19 protein-coding genes and 1 tRNA gene are annotated in these 19,665 nt (G+C 59.9%); 12 read left to right on the top strand and 8 right to left on the bottom strand.

What is annotated here, in order from left to right:
- Window positions 1-5 precede the first annotated feature (5 nt).
- On the bottom strand, window positions 6-1,259 hold the full coding sequence (gene tyrS, locus BLW69_RS07250; protein WP_092660869.1) for a tyrosine--tRNA ligase: 1,254 nt from the start codon (window positions 1,257-1,259) through the stop codon (window positions 6-8).
- 207 nt (window positions 1,260-1,466) lie between these two features.
- Here tyrS and BLW69_RS07255 point away from each other — a divergent pair, with 207 nt between their 5' ends.
- The gene (locus BLW69_RS07255) at window positions 1,467-2,669 is read left to right on the top strand and encodes a GGDEF domain-containing protein (protein ID WP_062580804.1); all 1,203 of its coding nucleotides are present in this window, start codon (window positions 1,467-1,469) and stop codon (window positions 2,667-2,669) included.
- Between the two features lie 56 nt (window positions 2,670-2,725).
- On the opposite strand, the gene BLW69_RS07260 is transcribed toward BLW69_RS07255, so the two are convergent.
- Window positions 2,726-3,403 (bottom strand): alpha/beta hydrolase, encoded by a 678-nt coding sequence (locus tag BLW69_RS07260; protein ID WP_062580802.1) that lies wholly within the window; start codon window positions 3,401-3,403, stop codon window positions 2,726-2,728.
- 255 nt (window positions 3,404-3,658) lie between these two features.
- Here BLW69_RS07260 and BLW69_RS07265 point away from each other — a divergent pair, with 255 nt between their 5' ends.
- The 7 genes from BLW69_RS07265 to sufA all read left to right on the top strand — a co-directional run bounded on the left by BLW69_RS07265 (window position 3,659) and on the right by sufA (window position 10,732).
- On the top strand, window positions 3,659-4,825 hold the full coding sequence (locus BLW69_RS07265; protein ID WP_092660871.1) for a cysteine desulfurase family protein: 1,167 nt from the start codon (window positions 3,659-3,661) through the stop codon (window positions 4,823-4,825).
- A gap of 147 nt (window positions 4,826-4,972) precedes the next feature.
- On the top strand, window positions 4,973-6,442 hold the full coding sequence (gene sufB / locus BLW69_RS07270; protein WP_092660873.1) for a Fe-S cluster assembly protein SufB: 1,470 nt from the start codon (window positions 4,973-4,975) through the stop codon (window positions 6,440-6,442).
- A gap of 63 nt (window positions 6,443-6,505) precedes the next feature.
- Window positions 6,506-7,261, top strand: a complete 756-nt coding sequence (gene sufC, locus BLW69_RS07275; RefSeq protein WP_092660875.1) for a Fe-S cluster assembly ATPase SufC — start codon at window positions 6,506-6,508, stop codon at window positions 7,259-7,261.
- 20 nt (window positions 7,262-7,281) lie between these two features.
- A complete protein-coding gene (gene sufD, locus BLW69_RS07280) occupies window positions 7,282-8,565 on the top strand; it encodes a Fe-S cluster assembly protein SufD (protein WP_092660877.1) in 1,284 nt (427 codons plus the stop codon).
- A 34-nt stretch (window positions 8,566-8,599) separates the two neighbouring features.
- Window positions 8,600-9,844 (top strand): cysteine desulfurase, encoded by a 1,245-nt coding sequence (locus BLW69_RS07285; RefSeq protein WP_092660879.1) that lies wholly within the window; start codon window positions 8,600-8,602, stop codon window positions 9,842-9,844.
- A 16-nt stretch (window positions 9,845-9,860) separates the two neighbouring features.
- Window positions 9,861-10,235, top strand: a complete 375-nt coding sequence (locus tag BLW69_RS07290) for an SUF system Fe-S cluster assembly protein (protein WP_062456735.1) — start codon at window positions 9,861-9,863, stop codon at window positions 10,233-10,235.
- A gap of 104 nt (window positions 10,236-10,339) precedes the next feature.
- A complete protein-coding gene (gene sufA, locus BLW69_RS07295) occupies window positions 10,340-10,732 on the top strand; it encodes a Fe-S cluster assembly scaffold SufA (protein WP_062456738.1) in 393 nt (130 codons plus the stop codon).
- Window positions 10,733-10,789: 57 nt separating this feature from the next.
- Here the strand turns inward: sufA and BLW69_RS07300 are convergent, their stop codons facing one another.
- The 3 genes from BLW69_RS07300 to BLW69_RS07310 are packed head-to-tail and all read right to left on the bottom strand — an operon-like array spanning window position 10,790 to window position 13,999.
- Window positions 10,790-11,995: an ABC transporter permease gene (locus BLW69_RS07300; RefSeq protein WP_092660881.1), complete on the bottom strand. Its 1,206-nt coding sequence runs from the start codon at window positions 11,993-11,995 to the stop codon at window positions 10,790-10,792.
- Window positions 11,976-12,713 carry an ABC transporter ATP-binding protein gene (locus tag BLW69_RS07305; protein WP_062456744.1) on the bottom strand — a complete coding sequence of 246 codons (738 nt, stop codon included), beginning with the start codon at window positions 12,711-12,713 and terminating at the stop codon, window positions 11,976-11,978. The genes BLW69_RS07300 and BLW69_RS07305 overlap by 20 nt, the downstream gene beginning before the upstream one ends.
- Complete coding sequence (locus tag BLW69_RS07310; protein WP_062580786.1) at window positions 12,713-13,999, bottom strand: efflux RND transporter periplasmic adaptor subunit; 1,287 nt, start codon at window positions 13,997-13,999, stop codon at window positions 12,713-12,715. The genes BLW69_RS07305 and BLW69_RS07310 overlap by 1 nt, the downstream gene beginning before the upstream one ends.
- 203 nt (window positions 14,000-14,202) lie before the next feature.
- Between BLW69_RS07310 and BLW69_RS07315 the strand changes: the two genes are divergently transcribed.
- Complete coding sequence (locus BLW69_RS07315; protein WP_092660883.1) at window positions 14,203-14,463, top strand: DUF2171 domain-containing protein; 261 nt, start codon at window positions 14,203-14,205, stop codon at window positions 14,461-14,463.
- A gap of 324 nt (window positions 14,464-14,787) precedes the next feature.
- On the opposite strand, the gene BLW69_RS23105 is transcribed toward BLW69_RS07315, so the two are convergent.
- On the bottom strand, window positions 14,788-14,913 hold the full coding sequence (locus BLW69_RS23105; protein WP_256413796.1) for a hypothetical protein: 126 nt from the start codon (window positions 14,911-14,913) through the stop codon (window positions 14,788-14,790).
- Window positions 14,914-15,198: 285 nt separating this feature from the next.
- Here BLW69_RS23105 and BLW69_RS07320 point away from each other — a divergent pair, with 285 nt between their 5' ends.
- Entirely contained in the window at window positions 15,199-16,926 is a 1,728-nt protein-coding gene (locus BLW69_RS07320; protein WP_244508774.1) for a type I secretion system permease/ATPase, read from the top strand.
- An 8-nt stretch (window positions 16,927-16,934) separates the two neighbouring features.
- Window positions 16,935-18,230, top strand: coding sequence for an HlyD family type I secretion periplasmic adaptor subunit (locus BLW69_RS07325; protein ID WP_062580782.1), 1,296 nt, complete (start codon window positions 16,935-16,937; stop codon window positions 18,228-18,230).
- Between the two features lie 31 nt (window positions 18,231-18,261).
- Here BLW69_RS07325 and BLW69_RS07330 read toward each other — a convergent pair whose 3' ends face one another.
- Both BLW69_RS07330 and BLW69_RS07335 read right to left on the bottom strand, forming a co-directional pair.
- Complete coding sequence (locus BLW69_RS07330) at window positions 18,262-18,507, bottom strand: DUF982 domain-containing protein (protein ID WP_092661134.1); 246 nt, start codon at window positions 18,505-18,507, stop codon at window positions 18,262-18,264.
- Window positions 18,508-18,607: 100 nt separating this feature from the next.
- Window positions 18,608-18,683 (bottom strand) — tRNA-Lys (locus BLW69_RS07335).
- A gap of 217 nt (window positions 18,684-18,900) precedes the next feature.
- Here BLW69_RS07335 and BLW69_RS07340 point away from each other — a divergent pair.
- Window positions 18,901-19,653 carry a cytochrome c biogenesis CcdA family protein gene (locus tag BLW69_RS07340; RefSeq protein WP_092660887.1) on the top strand — a complete coding sequence of 251 codons (753 nt, stop codon included), beginning with the start codon at window positions 18,901-18,903 and terminating at the stop codon, window positions 19,651-19,653.
- The last annotated feature ends 12 nt before the right edge of the window (window positions 19,654-19,665 follow it).

Consider the following 19,665-nt stretch of genomic DNA (forward strand, 5'->3'; position numbering starts at 1 on the left):
GGCACTCAGGCCGGGCGGACGAGGATATGCTTCTTCTTGCCGAGAGACAGCTTGATCACGCCATCGGCCGTGACGTCGCCGGTGCCGATGACGGCGCGTTCGTCCGAGACCGCCGTATCGTTGATGCGCACGGCGCCACCCTGAATATGCCTGCGAGCTTCGCCGTTGGAGGCTGCAAGGCCTGCCTTGACGATCAGTGCCAGGAGGCCAAGACCAGCCTCCAGTTCCGACGATGCGACGTCGATCGACGGCAGGTTGTCGGCGAGCGCACCTTCCTCGAACGTCTTGCGGGCGGTTTCAGCCGCTTGTTCGGCATTGTCGCGGCCGTGCAGCATGGCGGTGACTTCCGTCGCGAGGATCTTCTTGACCTCGTTGATTTCCGAACCGGCAAGTGCTGAGAGGCGGGCAATCTCGTCCATGGGCAGCGTGGTGTAGAGCTTCAGGAAGCGCGAGACGTCCGCGTCCTCGGTGTTGCGCCAGTACTGCCAGAAGTCATAGGCCGACAGCATGTCCGGGTTGAGCCAGACCGCGCCGTTCATGGACTTGCCCATCTTGGCACCCGACGACGTCGTCAGAAGCGGCGAGGTGAGAGCGTAGAGCTGCGGTGTCCCCATGCGGTGACCAAGGTCGATCCCGTTGACGATATTGCCCCATTGGTCGGAGCCGCCCATCTGCAGGCGGCAACCGTAGCGCTGGTTGAGCTCCACGAAATCATAGGCCTGAAGGATCATGTAGTTGAATTCGAGGAAGGATAGCGACTGCTCGCGGTCGAGGCGCGTCTTGACGCTGTCGAAGGACAGCATGCGGTTGACCGAGAAATGACGGCCTACATCGCGCAGGAATTCGAGGTAGTTGAGATCGCGCAGCCAGTCGCCGTTGTTGATCATCAGCGCGTCCTCCTGACCTTCGCCGTAGCTCAGGTAGTTGGAAAAGACGCGCTTGATGGAGGCGATATTGCTTTCGATCGTGTCGATCGTCATCAACTGGCGCGCGTCATCCTTGAAGGATGGATCGCCGACCATGCCGGTGCCGCCGCCCATCAGGGAGATCGGCCGGTGGCCGGTCTGCTGCATCCAGTGCAGCATCATGATCTGGATGAGACCGCCCGCATGGAGGCTTGGTGCCGTCGGATCAAAGCCGATATAGGCCGTCACGGTTTCCTTGGCGAACAGTTCGTCGAGACCCGATTCGTCGGAAATCTGGTGAATGAAGCCACGCTCATCGAGCGTGTGGAGGAAATCGGACTTGAACCTGGACATCTTACTTCTCTGTGGATGCGTTTTTTGTCTTGAGAGCCGGCGTCTAGCACTGTTTTGGTGGTTTATCACTCCAAAAATGCAGCGAAATGCGCTTGCACTTATCTGTGACTCGCCGTCATGGTTCATTAATCTTTTGTTTTCTGCCAAGCCACTAAGGTGAAGGCAGGACTGCGGCATTCCTTATTTTCTAAATGCATTGTTGGGTTGATGAACGGGGCAGTTTTTTTCCTGGGGGTGAATTTCGTCGTCGCGATATGTTTCTGTATCGTGTTTGCGGTTGTTTCCACCCGCAGTCGGTCGCGCGTTGCCGCGCTTTGGTTCGGGGCCGGTTTCGGCGTCGCTTCACTGGCCGCTGTTTGCGAGATTGCCGTCGCCTATCTGCCCTTTCCGCGTCCCTGGGCGATCGGAGCTTTTGCAACCGTTCTCGGTGGCATGATTTTCCTGCTTTTCGGCATTGGCAGTCTCTATGACGTTCGCATCAACCGTCGACTTGCCGGATTGATGTTCGCCGTCAGCTCCTTCGGAAACGTCTTCGTCTATGATCTGCGGCCCGGCACGCCGCTTCACGCATTTTCCTACCAGACTCCGTTTGCCCTGGTTATCCTCGCAAGCGCCGGCGTGGTTCTGCAGGCTTTGTTGCGCTCGAACCGGCAACTGCTGATCGACAAGGTCGTGTGCGCGCTCCTTGCGGTCACAGGGGTACACTTCATCGCGAAGGCCGTACTTGCGATCGCCGTTGGTGCCGGGTCCGTCGCGACAGATTATATCCGCACCGACTATGCGCTGATCTCCCAGAGCCTGACGGCCGTTCTGATGGTCGCGGTCGGCCTGACACTGCTGTCGGTACTGGTGCTCGAAATCATGGCGGATGAACGCAGCGTGTCGGAAAGCGACGCTCTGTCGGGCCTTGCAAACCGGCGCGGCTTCGAGCGCCGGGTGAGATCCGCAATCGCGACGTTTCCAAAAGGACCGCATGCGGTGGTTTTATGCGACCTCGACAGGTTCAAGACCATCAATGACACCTATGGGCATCATGCCGGGGATATGGTGATCCAGAGTTTTGGGACCTTGCTTTCCTCGTGCGCGCCAAAAGAAGCAATCGTCGGCCGGATGGGCGGCGAAGAGTTCTCCGTGTTCCTTCCCAACACGCCGATGGACGTTGCGCTGATGGTGGCTCAGGCTCTGAGGGGCGGCACGATGGCGATGTCGGTGGCGGGTCTGCCACCCACCTCAAGGATCACGGCGAGTTTCGGCGTCGCCAATCTCACCAGCCCCGATGCGCTCGACGAAATGTTCCGGCAGGCGGATGTGGCGCTCTATGCCGCGAAGCGGGCCGGCCGTAACCGGGTTCATGAAGCGACGTCAGACGATGGGCGTCCGCGTGCGGCACATGTGCGACCGGTCAACTGAAGATACGAAAATGGCCGCAAACGCGGCCATTTTTGTTTCTTCGATGCACAGTAGCCTTAGCGGATGCGCTTGGCAGCCGGCTCGGGGACGAGTTCGCCATTGAGGCGGCGATCGAGGTAATCCTCGCATTCGCCCATCAGCGTTTCGGTCTGGCCGTTGAAGAAGTGGTTCGCGCCCTCGACGATCTTGTGCGTGATGAGGATGCCCTTCTGGGTCTTCAGCTTCTCGACGAGGCCGTTGACGTCCTTTTCAGGCGCAACTCTATCGGCATCGCCGTTGATGATCAGGCCGGACGAGGGGCAGGGGGCAAGGAACGAGAAGTCGTAGATGTTCGGCTGCGGCGCAACGGAGATGAAGCCTTCGATTTCCGGGCGGCGCATCAGAAGCTGCATGCCGATCCAGGCGCCGAAGGAATATCCGCCGACCCAACAGCTCTTGGAATCTGGATGCAGGCTCTGGACCCAGTCGAGTGCCGAGGCTGCGTCGGACAATTCACCGGCGCCGTGGTCGAACTCGCCCTGGCTGCGTCCGATCGAACGGAAGTTGAAGCGGAGCGTCGTGAAACCGCGCTTCTGGAACATATAGAAGAGCTGGTATACGATCTGGTTGTTCATCGTGCCGCCGAACTGCGGGTGCGGATGCAGGATGATGGCGATCGGCGCGCTCTTTTCCTTGGAAGGCTGATAGCGGCCCTCCAGGCGGCCTGCAGGGCCGTTGAAAATCACTTCGGGCATCGGTACTCCGGTCGGTCAAACGTGATCTGATGCCAGACTGGGTTGCTATCCACGGTTCATCCGTCGAGTTTGACTTGACGAAGCCGCTCAGCTTTTCTAAAACCCAGTTTAGAACCATTCGAAATTGGGGCCGCCTTGGCAGCGCCCGATGCGATGTCTCTTAAGGCAAGCGTGGCCGGAATTTCAAGAAAAATGCGGCCTGCGGCAACCCTAGATGAGACCCAACGGTAATTAGGGACGGAATCTGATCAGGCAATGGCGTTGAACCGCACCTATCTCGACTGGAACGCGACCGCGCCTTTGAGCGCGCCGGCGCGTGCCGCGATGCTGGAGGCACTCCAGCTTCCCGGCAACGCATCGTCGGTGCATGGTGAGGGCCGGTTGTCGCGCGCGGCCGTCGACAAGGCGCGGCGCCAGGTTGCGGCCTTGGTCGGTGCAGATCCTGCGCATGTTACCTTTACCAGTGGTGCGACGGAGGCATCGAACCACGTTCTGACGCCTGACTACAGGATGGGCCGTTCGCCGGTCGCGATCGGCGCTCTCTATATTTCGGCGATCGAGCATCCGGCGATCCGGGAAGGTGGCAGGTTTGATCCTGCCCAGGTGATCGAGATACCGGTGACGCCCACAGGCATCGCGGATCTTTCGGCGCTGGAAACTCTGTTGGCGGCGCATGACCATTCACTCGGTCTTCCGATGGTCGGGCTGATGCTGGTCAATAACGAGACGGGCGTGATCCAGCCGGTGGCGGAGGCTGCAGAGATCGTCCACAGGCATCGCGGGCTTCTGGTTGTGGATGCGGTGCAGGCCGTCGGTCGCATCCCGGTCGACATCGTCAGGCTGGATGCCGACTTCATGGTGATCTCGTCGCACAAGATCGGCGGACCTAAGGGCGTCGGCGCCCTGATTTCGCGCGGCGAAGTTCTGATGCCGAAGCCGCTGATCCGGGGTGGCGGACAGGAGAAGGGTCACCGTTCGGGGACCGAGAATTTTCAAGCGATCGTCGGCTTCGGCGCGGCGGCTGCGGCGATGAGCGAAGACCTCGATGCGCGGAATGCCGGTATCGGCGCGTTGCGGGATCGTCTCGAAGGCGAGATGCGCAAGGCTGCTGCCGATGTGATGATCCACGGGGCGGATGTTTCCCGCGTCGGCAATACCTGCTTCTTCACGCTGCCGGGGCTGAAGGCGGAAACGGGTCAGATCGCCTTCGATATCGAAGGCATTGCACTTTCGGCCGGTTCGGCCTGTTCTTCGGGCAAGGTCGGCGAGAGCCATGTGCTGACGGCGATGGGCCGGGATCCACAGCTGGGTGCCCTGCGCATCTCGCTCGGTCCCGACACGACAGACGAAGACATTACGCGAGCGGTTGCGGCTTTTGCCAAAATCGCAGCCCGTCGCAAGGCACAAGGCGTTGCGGCGTGACAGCGCTCTAATTTGTGCGAGCGCAACTTTCTACTTGCCTAAAGGTGTGAAAACCGCCTTTTGGCGCCTACATACGGGAGGAACAGAACCTCCCGGAGACATGACAGAATTGCCGGAATTTGAGCCGGCAAGATTTGGAGAATGAACATGCCAGCTGTCCAGGAAACAATCGATCAGGTCCGTGGGATCGATATCGATCAGTACAAATACGGCTTCGAAACCATCATCGAAGTGGACAAGGCGCCCAAGGGCCTTTCGGAAGACATCATCCGCTTCATTTCAGACAAGAAGCAGGAGCCCGAATGGATGCTGGAATGGCGTCTGGACGCCTACAAGCGCTGGCTGACGATGGAAGAGCCCACCTGGGCACGCGTCGATTATCCCAAGATCGACTTCAACGATCTCTATTACTATGCTGCGCCGAAGACCACGTCCGGTCCGAAGTCGCTCGAGGAAGTCGATCCGGAGCTGCTGCGCGTCTATGAAAAGCTTGGCATTCCGCTGCGCGAGCAGGAAATCCTTGCCGGCGTCGACAGGCCGCGCGTTGCCGTCGATGCGGTGTTCGATTCCGTGTCGGTTGTCACGACCTTCAAGAAGGAACTTCAGAAGGCCGGCGTGATCTTCATGTCGATCTCGGAAGCCATTCGCGAACATCCGGATCTGATCAAGCAGTATCTCGGCACCGTCGTTTCGGCCACCGACAACTATTACGCCACGCTGAATGCTGCGGTGTTTACCGATGGTTCGTTCGTGTTCGTGCCGAAGGGCGTTCGCTGCCCGATGGAACTGTCCACCTACTTCCGTATCAACGAGAAGAACACCGGCCAGTTCGAACGCACGCTGATCATTGCCGAGGAAGGCGCTTACGTGTCCTATCTCGAAGGCTGCACGGCGCCGCAGCGTGACGAGAACCAGCTGCATGCCGCAGTGGTTGAGCTCGTTGCTCTCGACGATGCCGAGATCAAGTATTCGACGGTTCAGAACTGGTACCCGGGCGATGCCCAGGGCAAGGGCGGTATCTACAACTTCGTCACCAAGCGTGGCGACTGCCGCGGCCACCGCTCGAAGATTTCCTGGACCCAGGTCGAGACCGGTTCGGCGATCACCTGGAAATATCCGTCCTGCATCCTGCGTGGCGACGACAGCCGCGGCGAGTTCTACTCGATCGCCGTGTCGAACGGTCACCAGCAGATCGATAGCGGCACCAAGATGATCCACCTCGGCAAGAACACGTCGAGCCGCATCATCTCGAAGGGGATTTCTGCCGGCGTTTCGCAGAACACCTATCGCGGTCAGGTCTCCATCCACCGCAAGGCCGAAAACGCCCGCAACTTTACCAACTGCGACTCGCTTCTGATCGGCGACAAGTGCGGTGCGCATACGGTGCCGTACATCGACGTGAAGAACTCGTCGGGCCAGATCGAGCACGAAGCGACGACCTCGAAGATCTCCGACGACCAGAAGTTCTACGTCATGCAGCGCGGCATTCCAGAAGAAGAAGCGATCGCCCTGATCGTCAACGGCTTCGTCAAGGATGTCATCCAGCAGCTGCCGATGGAATTTGCGGTCGAAGCTCAGAAGCTGATCGGGATTTCGCTCGAAGGCTCCGTCGGCTGATCGGCCTGTCATTTGAATAGCGCGCCTGGCGCGTCACTAAAGAGTATCCGGAAAGATAGACCTATGCTTGAAATCAGAAACCTGCATGCCCGCATCGCCGAAGACGGCACCGAAATCATCCGTGGCCTGAACCTTACCGTGAAGGCTGGCGAAGTTGCTGCCATCATGGGGCCGAACGGCTCGGGCAAGTCGACGCTGTCCTACATCCTGTCCGGCCGTCCGGACTATGAAGTCACCGAGGGCGAAGTCCTTCTGAACGGTGAGAGCATTCTGGAGCTCGATCCGGCGGAACGTGCCTCCAAGGGCATTTTCCTCGCCTTCCAGTATCCGGTCGAGATCCCGGGCGTCGCCACGATGCAGTTTCTCAAGGTGGCCATGAACGAGCAGCGCAAGGCGCGCGGCGAAGCCGAACTGACGACGCCGGACTTCATCCGTCGCGTCAAGGAAGCCGCCAGCGAGCTGAAGATCGACATGGACATGCTGAAGCGTCCGCTCAATGTCGGTTTTTCCGGTGGCGAGAAGAAGCGTGCGGAAATCCTGCAGATGGCGCTGCTCGAGCCTTTGCTCTGCGTGCTCGACGAGACCGACTCCGGCCTCGACATCGATGCGCTCAAGATCGTGGCGGATGGCGTCAACGCGCTGAAGTCGCCGGATCGTGCGACGATCGTCATTACCCACTACCAGCGCCTGCTCGACTATATCGTGCCGGATACGGTTCACGTTCTCTACAAGGGCCAGATCATCCGCACCGGTGACAAGGCGCTGGCGCTCGAACTCGAGGCCAATGGCTACGCGGACATCATCGGCAGAGCAGCCTGAGACGCGGGAAGGAATTTGGCATGAACATGCAAATCAATCAGCCCGTCCGGCTGACGGCCGCCGAAACGGCGCTCGTCGAGGCTTTTGCGGCCCAGGTTGGCGAACTGCCGGGCAACGGTGCCGTCACGGGAACCCGCGATCGTCTTCTCGATGATCTGAAGCGGTCGGGCCTGCCGACGCGACGGATCGAGTCCTGGCACTATACGGATCTGAAGAACCTGCTGCGCGCAGTCCCGGAGCGGGTCGTCGGCGGCGTATCGGTTCAACCGGTCGCGCCGCTGGTCGAAGGGGCTAAGGTCCTGTCGATCGTTCAGGGCATGGCGGACAACCGCGCGACGATCGATGGCGTCGAGCTTTCGGTCTTCAGGGACCAGCTCGCCGATGGTTCGGCTGTGGCTGGGCTGGCAGCGTTCGACAAGGACGACGCGATCGGCCGCATCAACGGCAGCTTCGTGCGTGACGGCTTTGCGCTTTCCGTACCGGCGGACGTTGCGGTCGAGCAGCCGATCGAGCTGCAGGCGGTTCACGGTGCCGGTCAGGTCCATACGCGGTTTCCGGCGGTGTTCGGAGCGCGGTCCAAGGCAACGATCATCGAGCGTCACTGCGCGGTGACTGATGATGCGGCACTCGTGTCCTCGATCAGTGACCTGACGCTGCAGGACGGCGCTGAGATCACCTGGATCATCCTCCAGACTCAAGGGGCTGACGACACCCATCTCGGTCAGATCCGCATATCGCTCGGTACCGATACCAAGCTGCGACTGTTCATCGTCAACGCCGGCGGCAAGCTGGTGCGGCAGGAGCTTCGCGTCGAGGTTCAGGGGGAGGGATCGGAGTTCACGCTGCGTGCCGTCAACCTGCTCGGTGGCGACACCCATACGGACGTGACCATGGTTCTCGGCCATAACGTTCCGCATACGAGCTCGACGGAAATCATCCGCAACGTCCTGTTCGACAAGGCAAGCGGTGTGTTCCAGGGCATGATCAAGGTTGCCCCGGACGCGCAGAAGACCGATGCGAAGATGGCGTGCAACACGCTTCTGATGTCCGACGACGCCGATTTCTCGGTGAAGCCGGAGCTGGAAATCTTTGCCGACGACGTGATCTGCGGCCATGGCGCCACGGTTTCCGATATCGACCGTAACCATCTCTTCTACCTGATGGCGCGCGGCGTACCTGAAAACAGGGCCCGTGCCATGCTGGTCAACGCCTTCGTGGCGGAGATTGTCGAGGAACTGGAAGAAGAAAAGCTCGTCGAGGCGCTGGAAGGCGTCATCTCCGACTGGCTCGAAAAGCACGCCTGATTTTAAAGGCGCGCGTCCGCAAATGAGGCATGACATGGACCAGATCACACCTGCGACAGCTTACGACGTCGAAGCGATCCGAAAGGATTTCCCGATCCTTTCGACCATGGTGCATGGCAACAAGCCGCTGGTCTATCTGGACAACGGAGCTTCTGCCCAGAAGCCGCAGGCCGTGATCGACGCGATCGCGCATTCCTACTCGAACGAGTATGCCAATGTGCATCGCGGCCTTCACTACCTGTCCAATGCGGCAACGGATGCCTATGAGGCGGCGCGCGAAAAGGTGCGCCGTTTCCTGAATGCCGGTTCCGTCGACGAGATCATCTTCACCAGCAATTCGACGGCGGCGATCAACACCGTCGCCTACGGTTACGGAATGCCGCAAATCGGCGAGGGCGACGAGATCGTCATCACCATCATGGAGCACCATTCCAACATCGTTCCATGGCACTTCATTCGCGAACGCCAGGGCGCGAAGATCGTTTGGATCCCGGTCGATGACGACGGTGCCTTTCATCTCGACGACTTCGAAAAGGCGCTGACGGACAAGACCAAGCTGGTCGCCATCACGCATATGTCGAATGCGCTCGGGACTGTCGTTCCTGTCAAGGAAGTGTGCCGTATCGCCCACGAGCGCGGCATTCCGGTTCTCGTCGATGGCAGCCAGAGCGCTGTCCACATGCCGATCGATGTGCGCGATATCGACTGCGACTGGTTCGTGATGACCGGCCACAAGCTATACGGTCCCTCGGGCATCGGCGTCCTCTATGGCAAGGCGGACCGTCTGAAAGAGATGCGGCCGTTCATGGGCGGTGGTGAGATGATCATCGACGTGGCCGAGGATTTCGTTACCTACAACGATCCGCCGCACCGGTTCGAGGCCGGCACACCGCCCATCGTTCAGGCGATCGGTCTCGGTCATGCGCTGGACTATATGGACAGGGTCGGCCGTGATGCGATTGCAAAGCACGAGGCGGATCTGACCGCCTATGCGACCCAACGGCTGAGTGCGATCAATTCGCTGCGGATCATCGGCAATGCGCTGGGCAAGGGCGGGATCTTCTCGTTCGAGCTTGCCGGCATTCATGCGCATGACATTTCTATGGTGATCGACCGGCGCGGTGTGGCGGTCAGAGCCGGCACCCATTGCGCCATGCCGCTCTTGAAACGCTTCGGCGTTACCTCCACATGCCGTGCATCCTTTGGCATGTACAATACCCGCGCCGAAGTGGATGCGTTGGCCGATGCGCTCGACTACGCCCGCGATTTCTTTTCCTGAAGGACTTTTGAAGGCCATGGACGACCAGATACCGAAATGGGATGCCCGCGAGGGGATCATCCAGTCCGCAATTCCCGAAGACGAGGTGGCGCGGCTTTCCGACGACATCGTCGCGGCGTTGAAAACCGTCTATGACCCGGAAATTCCGGCCGACATCTTCGAACTCGGATTGATCTACAAGGTCGATATCGAGGACGACCGGATGGTGAAGATCATGATGACGCTGACAGCGCCCGGTTGCCCGGTTGCCGGCGAAATGCCGGGCTGGGTGGAGAATGCCGTGGGCGCCGTCGAAGGCGTGTCCGGGGTCGAGGTCGAGATGACCTTCGATCCGCCGTGGACGCCGGAGCGGATGTCCGAAGAGGCGCAGGTTGCTGTCGGATGGTATTGATCGGTTAAGGCACCGGTACTAAGTTGGAATCACGAGACGTACTCTCGAAACACCAGGTCTAGAAACACCGGGCCTTGAACCCGGTCGTGGAAGGAAAGAATGCCATGGGCTTTGCTGTCATGACGATCACCGACGCTGCTGCACAGCGCGTCAACCAGATCACCTCGAACTCCGGTCCTGATGCGCTCGGCTTGCGCGTCGGTATCAAGAAGGGCGGTTGCGCCGGCATGGAGTACACGATCGATCTCGTGACTGTGCCCAATGCCAAGGACGACCTGATCGAGCGGGAAGGCGCCAAGGTGTGGATCGAGCCTTCGGCCGTTCTTTACCTGCTCGGCACCCAGATGGATTTCGAGACGACCAAGATGCGGTCCGGATTTACCTTCGTGAACCCGAACCAGACATCGGCCTGCGGTTGCGGCGAATCCGTCGAACTGAAGCCTGCCGATCTTGCGGCGCTTGCGCAGCAGCGCACCACGCAATCTCCGGCTGCCTGAGTCGATAATTTGAGATGTTAAAGAGAAAGGGCCGCGAGGCCCTTTTTTCATGCGCGTTTATTCGTGGCGTAGCGCCTCTATCGGATTGAGCTGGGCTGCCCGCCTGGCCGGGAAGTAGCCGAAGATCATGCCGATCGCTGCGGAAAAGGCGAAGGCCATAAGGATGATCGTCGGGCTTGCCACGAACGGCACCTGAAGAAAGCTGACGACGCCGTAGGCGAGCGCAAGCCCGGTGATAATGCCGGTCACGCCGCCGAAGATCGACAGCATCACAGCCTCCACGAGGAATTGTCTGAGAACCTGGCTTTCTAGCGCGCCGATCGCCAGACGAATGCCGATCTCGCGGGTGCGTTCGGTGACCGAGACCAGCATGATGTTCATGATGCCGATACCGCCTACAAGAAGACTGACGGCCGCGACGGCACCAAGAAGGCCCGTCAGCAGAACCGTCGTTCCCGTCATCGCGGCTGCGATCTGCGACATGTCGTTGACGGAGAAGTCGTCATCGCGTCCGATCGCGATGCGCCGCCGCTCGCGCAGCAGGCCTTCGACGTCCGACTGGACCTTGGCGGTCGAGACGCCGTCCTGAGCGGAAATGACGATGCTGGAGATCGTCGTCGTCCCGCCGATCCGCCGCTGGTGCAGTTTCAGCGGCATGATGACGGTGTCGTCCTGGTCGTCACCCATGCCGGACTGACCCTTGACCGCGAGCACGCCGACGACCGGGCAGGCGATGTTGCTGACCCGGATCAACTGTCCGACCGGGTTGGCGGCACCGAACAGCTGCTTGCGCACCGTCTCGCCGATGATGCAGGCCGCATGGCTGCCGCGATCCTCGTTCGGATTGAAATTGCGGCCGAGCGCCATATCCCAATCCTGCACGATGAAATAGTCGTTGGTGGTGCCGACAGCGCTCGACGAATGGTTGGCGCCGCCGGCGATGACCGTGGCTGTCCCGCGATTGATCGGTGCGACGCCCCGAAGACCGGAGATCTGCTCCTTGATCGCCAGCACATCCTTGTCGTTGAAGCGCTTGGCTTCGGTGCTCGCGCGTCCCGGTCCCCACTGACCGGGGCGGATGAACAGTGTGTTGGTGCCGAGGCGGGAGAGTTCATCGCGCACCTTGGCCGTCGTACCATTGCCGATCGTGACCATGGCGATGACGGCGGCGACGCCGATCACGACGCCCAGCACCGTGAGAAAGGAGCGCAGAAGATTGCGGCTGATTGCCCGCCAGGCGAGCTTAGCGGCTTCCAGCAGCATGGCTTGCCCTTTCGAGATTGGGTTCGTCGGAGACAAGATGACCGTCGGTAAAGCGCAACAGACGCGACCCGTAGGCTGCGATGTCTTCCTCATGGGTGACCATGATGACGGTAATGCCGTTGTCGCGGTTGAGCCGGGTGATCAGATCCATGATCTCCATGCTGGTCTTGGTGTCGAGATTGCCGGTCGGCTCGTCGGCGAGAAGCACGGCCGGATCGGTGACAATGGCTCTGGCGATCGCGACGCGCTGCTGCTGACCACCTGAGAGTTCCTGAGTGGTATGGCCTTCGCGTCCGGCGAGGCCGACCTGCGCCAGCGCCGCAGTTGCGCGCTCACGCCGCTCCTTGTGCGCCATGCCGCGATAGACGAGCGGGAGCTCGACGTTTTCGACGGCCGATGTGCGAGCCAAAAGATTGAACCCCTGGAACACGAAGCCCAGCATGTGGCGTCTCAGAAGTGTCCGCTGCTCGCGGCTGAAATCTGATGTCGGAACGCCTTGAAATAGAAACTCGCCGGATGAGGGGATATCGAGCCCGCCGATAATGTTCATCGCTGTCGACTTGCCCGAACCGGAGGGTCCCATGATCGACACGAATTCCCCGGCCGATATGGCAAGGTCGATCTGGTCCAGCGCCCGGATCGTCGCTTCGCCGCGCCCGTAGAACTTCGAGACCTTGTCGAATGCGATGAGGGGGGCAGGCGTGACGGCGAGGTCCATCACTGCGCCCTTGCGACGGCATCCGTCACCAGTTCATCGCCGTCGCGGATTTCGCCTGATTTCAGAACCGTGAACTGGCCATCGGTCGGCCCGGTTTCGACCGGCACCCGCTGGGCTTCGCCGTTGCGCAGCACCCAGACGGCGCGGGTGTTATTCGCTGCCTGTTCGCCACGATTGCGGTTGCGGGGCGGGCGTGGTGGCGAGAACAGCCGGGAGAGGACATTGCCGCGCTGCCGTGCGGTGGCGGCCGGCGAGTAGCGAAGCGCTGCGTTCGGGACAAGCAGCGCATCCTTGACCGACTGGACCGTGATGTCTGACGTGGCGGTCATGCCCGGCCGCAGCAGCAGATCGGCATTGTCGACGGTCAGGATCGCCTTGTAGGTGACGACGTTGGACACTGTCTCGGACGCGAACCGGACGGTTTCGATTGTGGCCGGAAAGCTCCGCTCTGGATAGGCGTCGACAGAGAAGCGCGCCGGCTGCCCATCCTTGACCTGACCGACATCCGCCTCGTCGACGGAGACCTGGAGTTCCATGCGCTTGAGGTCGCCGGCGATTGTGAAGAGGACCGGTGCATTGAGCGAAGAGGCGACCGTTGCACCGGGATCGACTTCGCGGGTCAGCACGATCCCGTCGATCGGAGATACGATCGTCAGTTTGCCGAGATTGACCTCGGCGAGCCTCAGGCTTGCTTCGGCAGACAGAATCGCGGCCTGATTGATGTCCTTCGTCGCAACCGCCGATTCGTAGGCATAGCGCGCCGCATCCAGATCCTGCTGGCTGGAAATGCGATTGGCGACGAGTGCCGTCAGGCGGTCGAATGAAATCTTCGCGGAAGCCGCTTCTGCCTCGGCCTTCAGGACGTTGGCCTTCGCAGACGCAAGTTGCGCGCGCGCGCTCTGCACATCCGCTTCCTGCTTGCTGGTATCCAGTTCAAGCAGCACATCGCCAGCCTTGACCGCGCTGTTATAGGTCACGTTGACTTTTCGGACCGTGCCGGAAAGCTCGCTCGATATGTCCACCTGATCGGTCGGCTGGACGGAACCGGTTGCAGTGACAACTACCGCAAGGTCTCCGCGCTTTGCGGCCTGCGTCGTGTAATCGTATCGAGGGCCGCTGCTGCCGAAATAGGAGTAAGCCAGCAGGGCTGCGGCGGCGATGAGGATGAGGAGAGGCCAGACAAACCAACGTCCACGCTTTTTCCGCTTGCCCGAAGACGCAAGGATCGCGGCGAGATCAGGCGCATCCTGTTTACGGCTGGCTGGGGGAGTGGACTGGACGTTCAATGGCTATCCTCGATGCGGTGGAAATAGCGCGAGCCGTTCCGGTCTAGCGAGGGATCGCGTCGAAACCGCGGCTTTGCAACTCTGGAACGAGGCATTCGCATGAAAGCAGCCGGTGGCCAACTTAAATGTCGGTAATGTATCGGAGGCACTGCATCGAACTTCTCGGTTGTGCGTTATGGCTGAACACACAAAGGAGAACTCAGATGATCGATGTCGCCCTTATCAAGGAACATGCGGAAGTGATCGGTGCGGACGGCGTCCACATCGGAACGGTCGACCGCGTTGAAGGAAACCGTATCAAGCTGACCAAGAAGGATAGCGGTGAGGGGAGCCATAGAGGCCATCACCATTTCATTTCGCTTGAACTCGTTGCCGATGTCGAAGGCGACAAGGTTCGTCTCTCTGCAGATGGTGACGTCGCAGTGACGTTCGAAGAAGAAGACGGCGGCAAGCCGATCCACTGAAGCAATTCAGCATGCAAAAAGGCCGGCGTTTCTGACGCCGGCCTTTTTTGTTTACGCATCAAAAATTTCAACGGGTTGGATGGGGGACCCCGAAGCGCTCGGGAAGAAAAGCCGTTTCAGTCGCGGCGCCACTCAAGCGAGCGGATTTCTCGTGGGCAACAGGCGTGTTTGGAATGCCAACAAGAATTACAAAGACGGCACCAACAGCAGCTGAACAACATACCAGCAAAACATTACGAACGGTCATGCTTGCACTTCCTCTCGTGATGCGATCGCTTGAGATCGCGATGATGTAGGCCGGTCCTTGTCCTCCGTGTGATGATCCTAGTTGGCAGCCGACAGCTGGGTCGGAGACGCGAGTATTTCCGTATCGCCAAGCGAGTGATCAGAATACTTGAACACCAAAATACTGAGGACCGAACCGATAAGAGCGACGAAGACTATTCTCATGCTGAGACTCCTTTGCCGTCAGAACGGCGGTCCTGAAGTAAGGTTCCGTAAACCAATTCGTGATAGCCGCCGATTTAAGAACTTTGCGAATTGTTGATTGACAAATGGTTTGCCCCGGCACGTCCTTGGACGAGAGCGGGGCACTTGTGCCGGATAGATCTGTCTGCCGCGCGGCTTTATTGAACTTTAAACCCGTTACGGGTAATAGGTGTGATCCCTGCATCAGGATTGCGCATTATGGCCGAAACCGCTTCGGGATCCCCACGGCAAGCCACCAAAGATCCGATGAGCGAAGCCATTGCGCGGAGCAGAACCGGTCTCGTTGCGGTCGCGGTCGCGAGCGGACTGGTCAACGTGCTCTATCTCACCAGCTCATTCTTCATGCTGCAGGTCTATGATCGCGTCATCCCAAGCCGCAGCATCCCGTCGCTGATCGCGCTTAGCTTGCTGGCATTGATGCTGTATCTGTTTCAAGGCGCATTCGAGCTTACCCGCAGCCGCATGCTGACAAGGATTGCCGGCATCATCGATGATACGATGGGGTCGCGGGTTTTCAAGATGATGCTCAAGGCGCCGGTCAAGACGAAGGCGTCGATCGACGGTCTTTCGATCATGAAGGATTTCGACCAGGTCCGTTCGTTTGTCTCGAGCGCGGGGCCGCCGGCCTTTTTCGACCTGCCGTGGCTGCCGTTCTATGTCGCCATCTGTTTTCTGTTTCATCCGGTCATCGGCTATATGGCAGTCGGCGGGGCGCTCATCCTGATGGTGCTCACCTACCTCACCAATCGCAGCACGCAGGTTTCCGCCAAGAAAGTGCACGAACTGACCGGCCAGCGCAGCGCCTTTCTTTCGGCGGCACAACGCAATGCCGAAGTCATTGAGGCTATGGGCATGGCAAACGACTTCTCACGGCAATGGACTGCGACAAACGCCAACTATCGCAGCAGCTATCAGACCAATTCCGATACCTCGAACGGATACCTGTCCGTTACCAAGATTTTTCGAATCGCGCTGCAGTCGGCGGTCCTCGCCGTCGGCGCGGTGCTCGTCATCGAAAACCAGGCATCCGGCGGCATCATCATCGCGTCGTCCATCCTTACCTCCCGCGCGCTTGCCCCGGTCGAGCAGGCGATTGCAAACTGGCGCGGCTTCGTTTCGGCCCAGCAGGCCTGGAAACGGTTGCGGCATATGCTCAATGCTCTGCCGGAGGCCGATATGCCTCTGTCGCTGCCCGCACCGAAGCAAAGTCTGGCGGTGGAGAGCCTATCGAGCGGCCCGGCTGGGCTTCAGAAACTGGTGATTTCCAATGTATCGTTTACGCTTCAGGCCGGCAGCGCTCTCGGCGTGATCGGACCGAGTGCATCCGGCAAATCATCGCTCGTGCGGGCACTGACGGCCGTCTGGCCGATCTATCGCGGCAGTGTCAGGCTGGATGGCGCAGCGCTCGACCAGTGGAGCGACGAGGACCGTGGCCGCCATCTCGGATATCTTCCGCAGGAGATCGAACTTTTTGCGGGCAGCGTTTCGGACAACATTGCGCGGTTTCGTGAAAACCCTGATGCGGCCGATGTCATTGAGGCGGCAAAGGCTGCGGGCGTCCACGACTTGATCCTGCGCCTGCCGAACGGCTATGATACCGATATTGGCTTGAGTGGTTCCATGCTTTCGGCCGGTCAGCGCCAACGCATCGGGCTTGCGCGTGCGTTGTTCGGCAAGCCGTTTCTGGTTGTTCTGGACGAGCCCAATTCCAATCTCGATTCGGAAGGCGAGGTCGCGCTGACGGACGCGATCATCGGCATCCGTAAACGCGGGGGCATCGTGATCGTGGTTGCGCACCGCCCGAGTGCGCTCGCGGCGGTGGATTTCGTGCTGATGATGAAGGACGGTGGTCTTGCGGCCTTTGGTCCCAAGGACGAGGTGCTCTCGAAGGTGCTTCGGCGCGAGAACCAGCCGAACGAGAGAAGTTCGCCGCTCAAGGTCGTCGGGGAAAGCCCGGAACAGATAAGGCAATAGGTCTCAAGATGACAACAGCCGAGCGTTCGCTGAAGCGCCATATCCTGCTCGTATCGACGTTGAGCGTGTTGCTTGTCGGCGGCATCGGCGGCTGGGCACTCAGCACGACATTGTCGAATGCGGTGGTGGCCGAAGGCAGTGTCGTGATCGAGGACAATGCCAAGAAGGTGCAGCACCTGACCGGCGGTATTGTCTCCGAGCTGCTCGTCAAGGAAGGCGCGCATGTCAAAGCGGGGGACGTCCTGCTGCGGCTGGATGGCACGTCGCTCAAATCCAATCTCGGCATTACCAACAGCACGCTGGCACAGCTTTACGCGCGGCGCGCGCGGTTGCAGGCGGAACGCCGCGGTGAGGAGAACTTCACGGTCAAGGAAGCCGAGGCCGCGGGTATCAATTCCCAGACGAACCGCATCCTGATCGAAGGCGAACAGCAGTTCTTCCTCAGCCGTCGCGCCTCGCTCGAGGGTATGAAGAAGCAGCTCGCCGAGCGGAAGAGCCAGTTGGCCGAAGAAATTGAGGGCGCCACGCTGCAGATCAAGTCGATCGACGATTCGATCGTGCTGATCGATGAGGAACACACGGCTATCAGCTCGCTCTACGAAAAGCAGCTCGTGACGATGCAGCGTGTCAACACGCTGAAGCGCCAGCGCGCCGAGCTTGACGGCAATCGCGGACGGATGATCGCGACGCGGGCGCAGGCGCATGGCCGCATCAACGAGATCAACCTGCAGATCCTGCAGCTCGACGAAGACAGGCAGACGGAAAACGCGCGTGACCTGACCGATGTCGAGGCAAAGATCGCCGAATCAGAAGAACGCCGTATCGCCATACAGGACCAGCTCGACCGTCTCGACGTTCGCGCACCGCTTGACGGTTACATTTATCAGCTGGCGCTGCACACGGTGGGCGGCGTTGCCAATCCGGGCGAGGCGCTGATGCTGCTGTCGCCGGAGACGCGCAGCCTGACGGTCGAGGCGAAGGTCGCTTTGCGCAGCATCGACCAATTGAGCGTGGGACAAAGTGTCGACATCCGCTTCAGCGCTTTCGACCAGAAGACTACGCCTGAAGTCCAGGGCAAGATTTCGTCGATCTCGCCCGATTCGGTTGTCGATCAGCGTAGCGGCGCTGCCTCCTATATCGTGCGGATTGCGCCTGATGCAGGCGATATCGCGCGGTTACAGGGCCTGTCGCTCTATCCAGGAATGCCCGCGGAGGTGTTTATCAAGGTCGCCGACCGGTCGGTTATCTCCTATCTGACCAAGCCGATGATGGATCAGATCAACCACACGTTCCGTGACGAGTGAGCGGAAAGCGACCAATAGGCAGCTATTGGTCTCAGGCGCTGACGAGAACGCCGGCTTCCTCGGCAGCAGCGACGAAGGCCGCACGGGCGTCTTCCGGCTTGCGTTTTCCACCATCCACTTCGGCGCACACGATCAGCGCACGGTCGATCAGCGGACCGTCTTCGACAGGCCAGTCCTCGATCATCGCCCAGGCCGCAGCCTGGGTCGTTTCGACTGTCGTTTCGACAGGCGGCTCGCAAATCAGGACGACGACAGGTTTTGACCAGGGGTTGTTCATCATCGGGGGAATTTCACATGATTTGATGCAGGTCGAAGACTACGGAACATCTGAAGTCCATCTTCGCCAGCGTCGAGTTTCACCACATTATCTGGATAAATGGTGAGAGCGCAGGGGTTCGAACCCTGGACCTACTGATTAAAAGTCAGTTGCTCTACCAGCTGAGCTACGCTCTCCCTAAAGACTGCCGAGGCATCCTTTGAAAGTGCGCGGAACATATGCAGGTCACTCTTTGCGGTCAACCCCGCTAGCTGTGCAAAATTGCGTTCCTCAACGCTTTTCCCCGCCGCTTCGTCTGCGCGCAAAAAGGTGACTGGCTTTCCGCGCGCGGCATGCTTAGGTGAAATCGATCCCACGGTCGGACAATGCCGATCAAAACCTGCGGACCAAAACGTGTCGATTGCTGATATCTCTCTTCTGAGTGCCTTGATTGCCGGCGCTCTATCGTTTCTTTCCCCGTGCGTCCTGCCGCTGGTGCCGCCCTACCTGTGCTACATGGCCGGCATTTCCGTCGACCAGTTCCGCGACGGGCATGCGGCCGTGTCGCGGTCAAAGGATACGCGCCGCGCGGTTCTTTTGGCCGCGTTCTTCTTCACCATCGGCTTTGCGACCGTGTTCGTTGCGCTTGGCGCCGGTGCGTCGACGATCGGTGTTCTTCTCCGGCAGCATCTCGACCTGCTCTCCAAGATCGGCGGCGTGATCATCATCATCATGGGCCTGAATTTCCTCGGCGTGTTCCGGATCGGCCTGCTTGCGCGCGAGGCGCGGTTTCATGGCGGTGGACAGCCGGCGACGCTGTCTGGCGCCTACGTGATGGGGCTGGCTTTCGCGTTCGGCTGGACGCCGTGCATCGGTCCCGTTCTCGGAGCGATCCTCGGGGTTGCAGCGTCGCGCGATACGGTGGGCGAGGGCGCCATGCTTCTGGCGATCTATTCGCTCGGTCTTGCGGTGCCGTTCTGGATCGCTGCGAGTTTTTCCGGTGCCTTCATGCGGTTCCTCACCCGCTTTCGCCGGCATCTCGGTCACGTCGAGAAGGCGATGGGCGTGTTGCTGATCCTGACGGGTCTTGCTTTCATCTTCGGTTTCGTGACGTCAGCCGCGATCTGGTTCCAGCAGACCTTTCCAATCCTGATGCAAATCGGCTAACGGAACGACCTC

Origin of the sequence: Rhizobium sp. NFR12 (assembly GCF_900108545.1) — a bacterium.
GTDB lineage: Bacteria > Pseudomonadota > Alphaproteobacteria > Rhizobiales > Rhizobiaceae > Neorhizobium > Neorhizobium soli.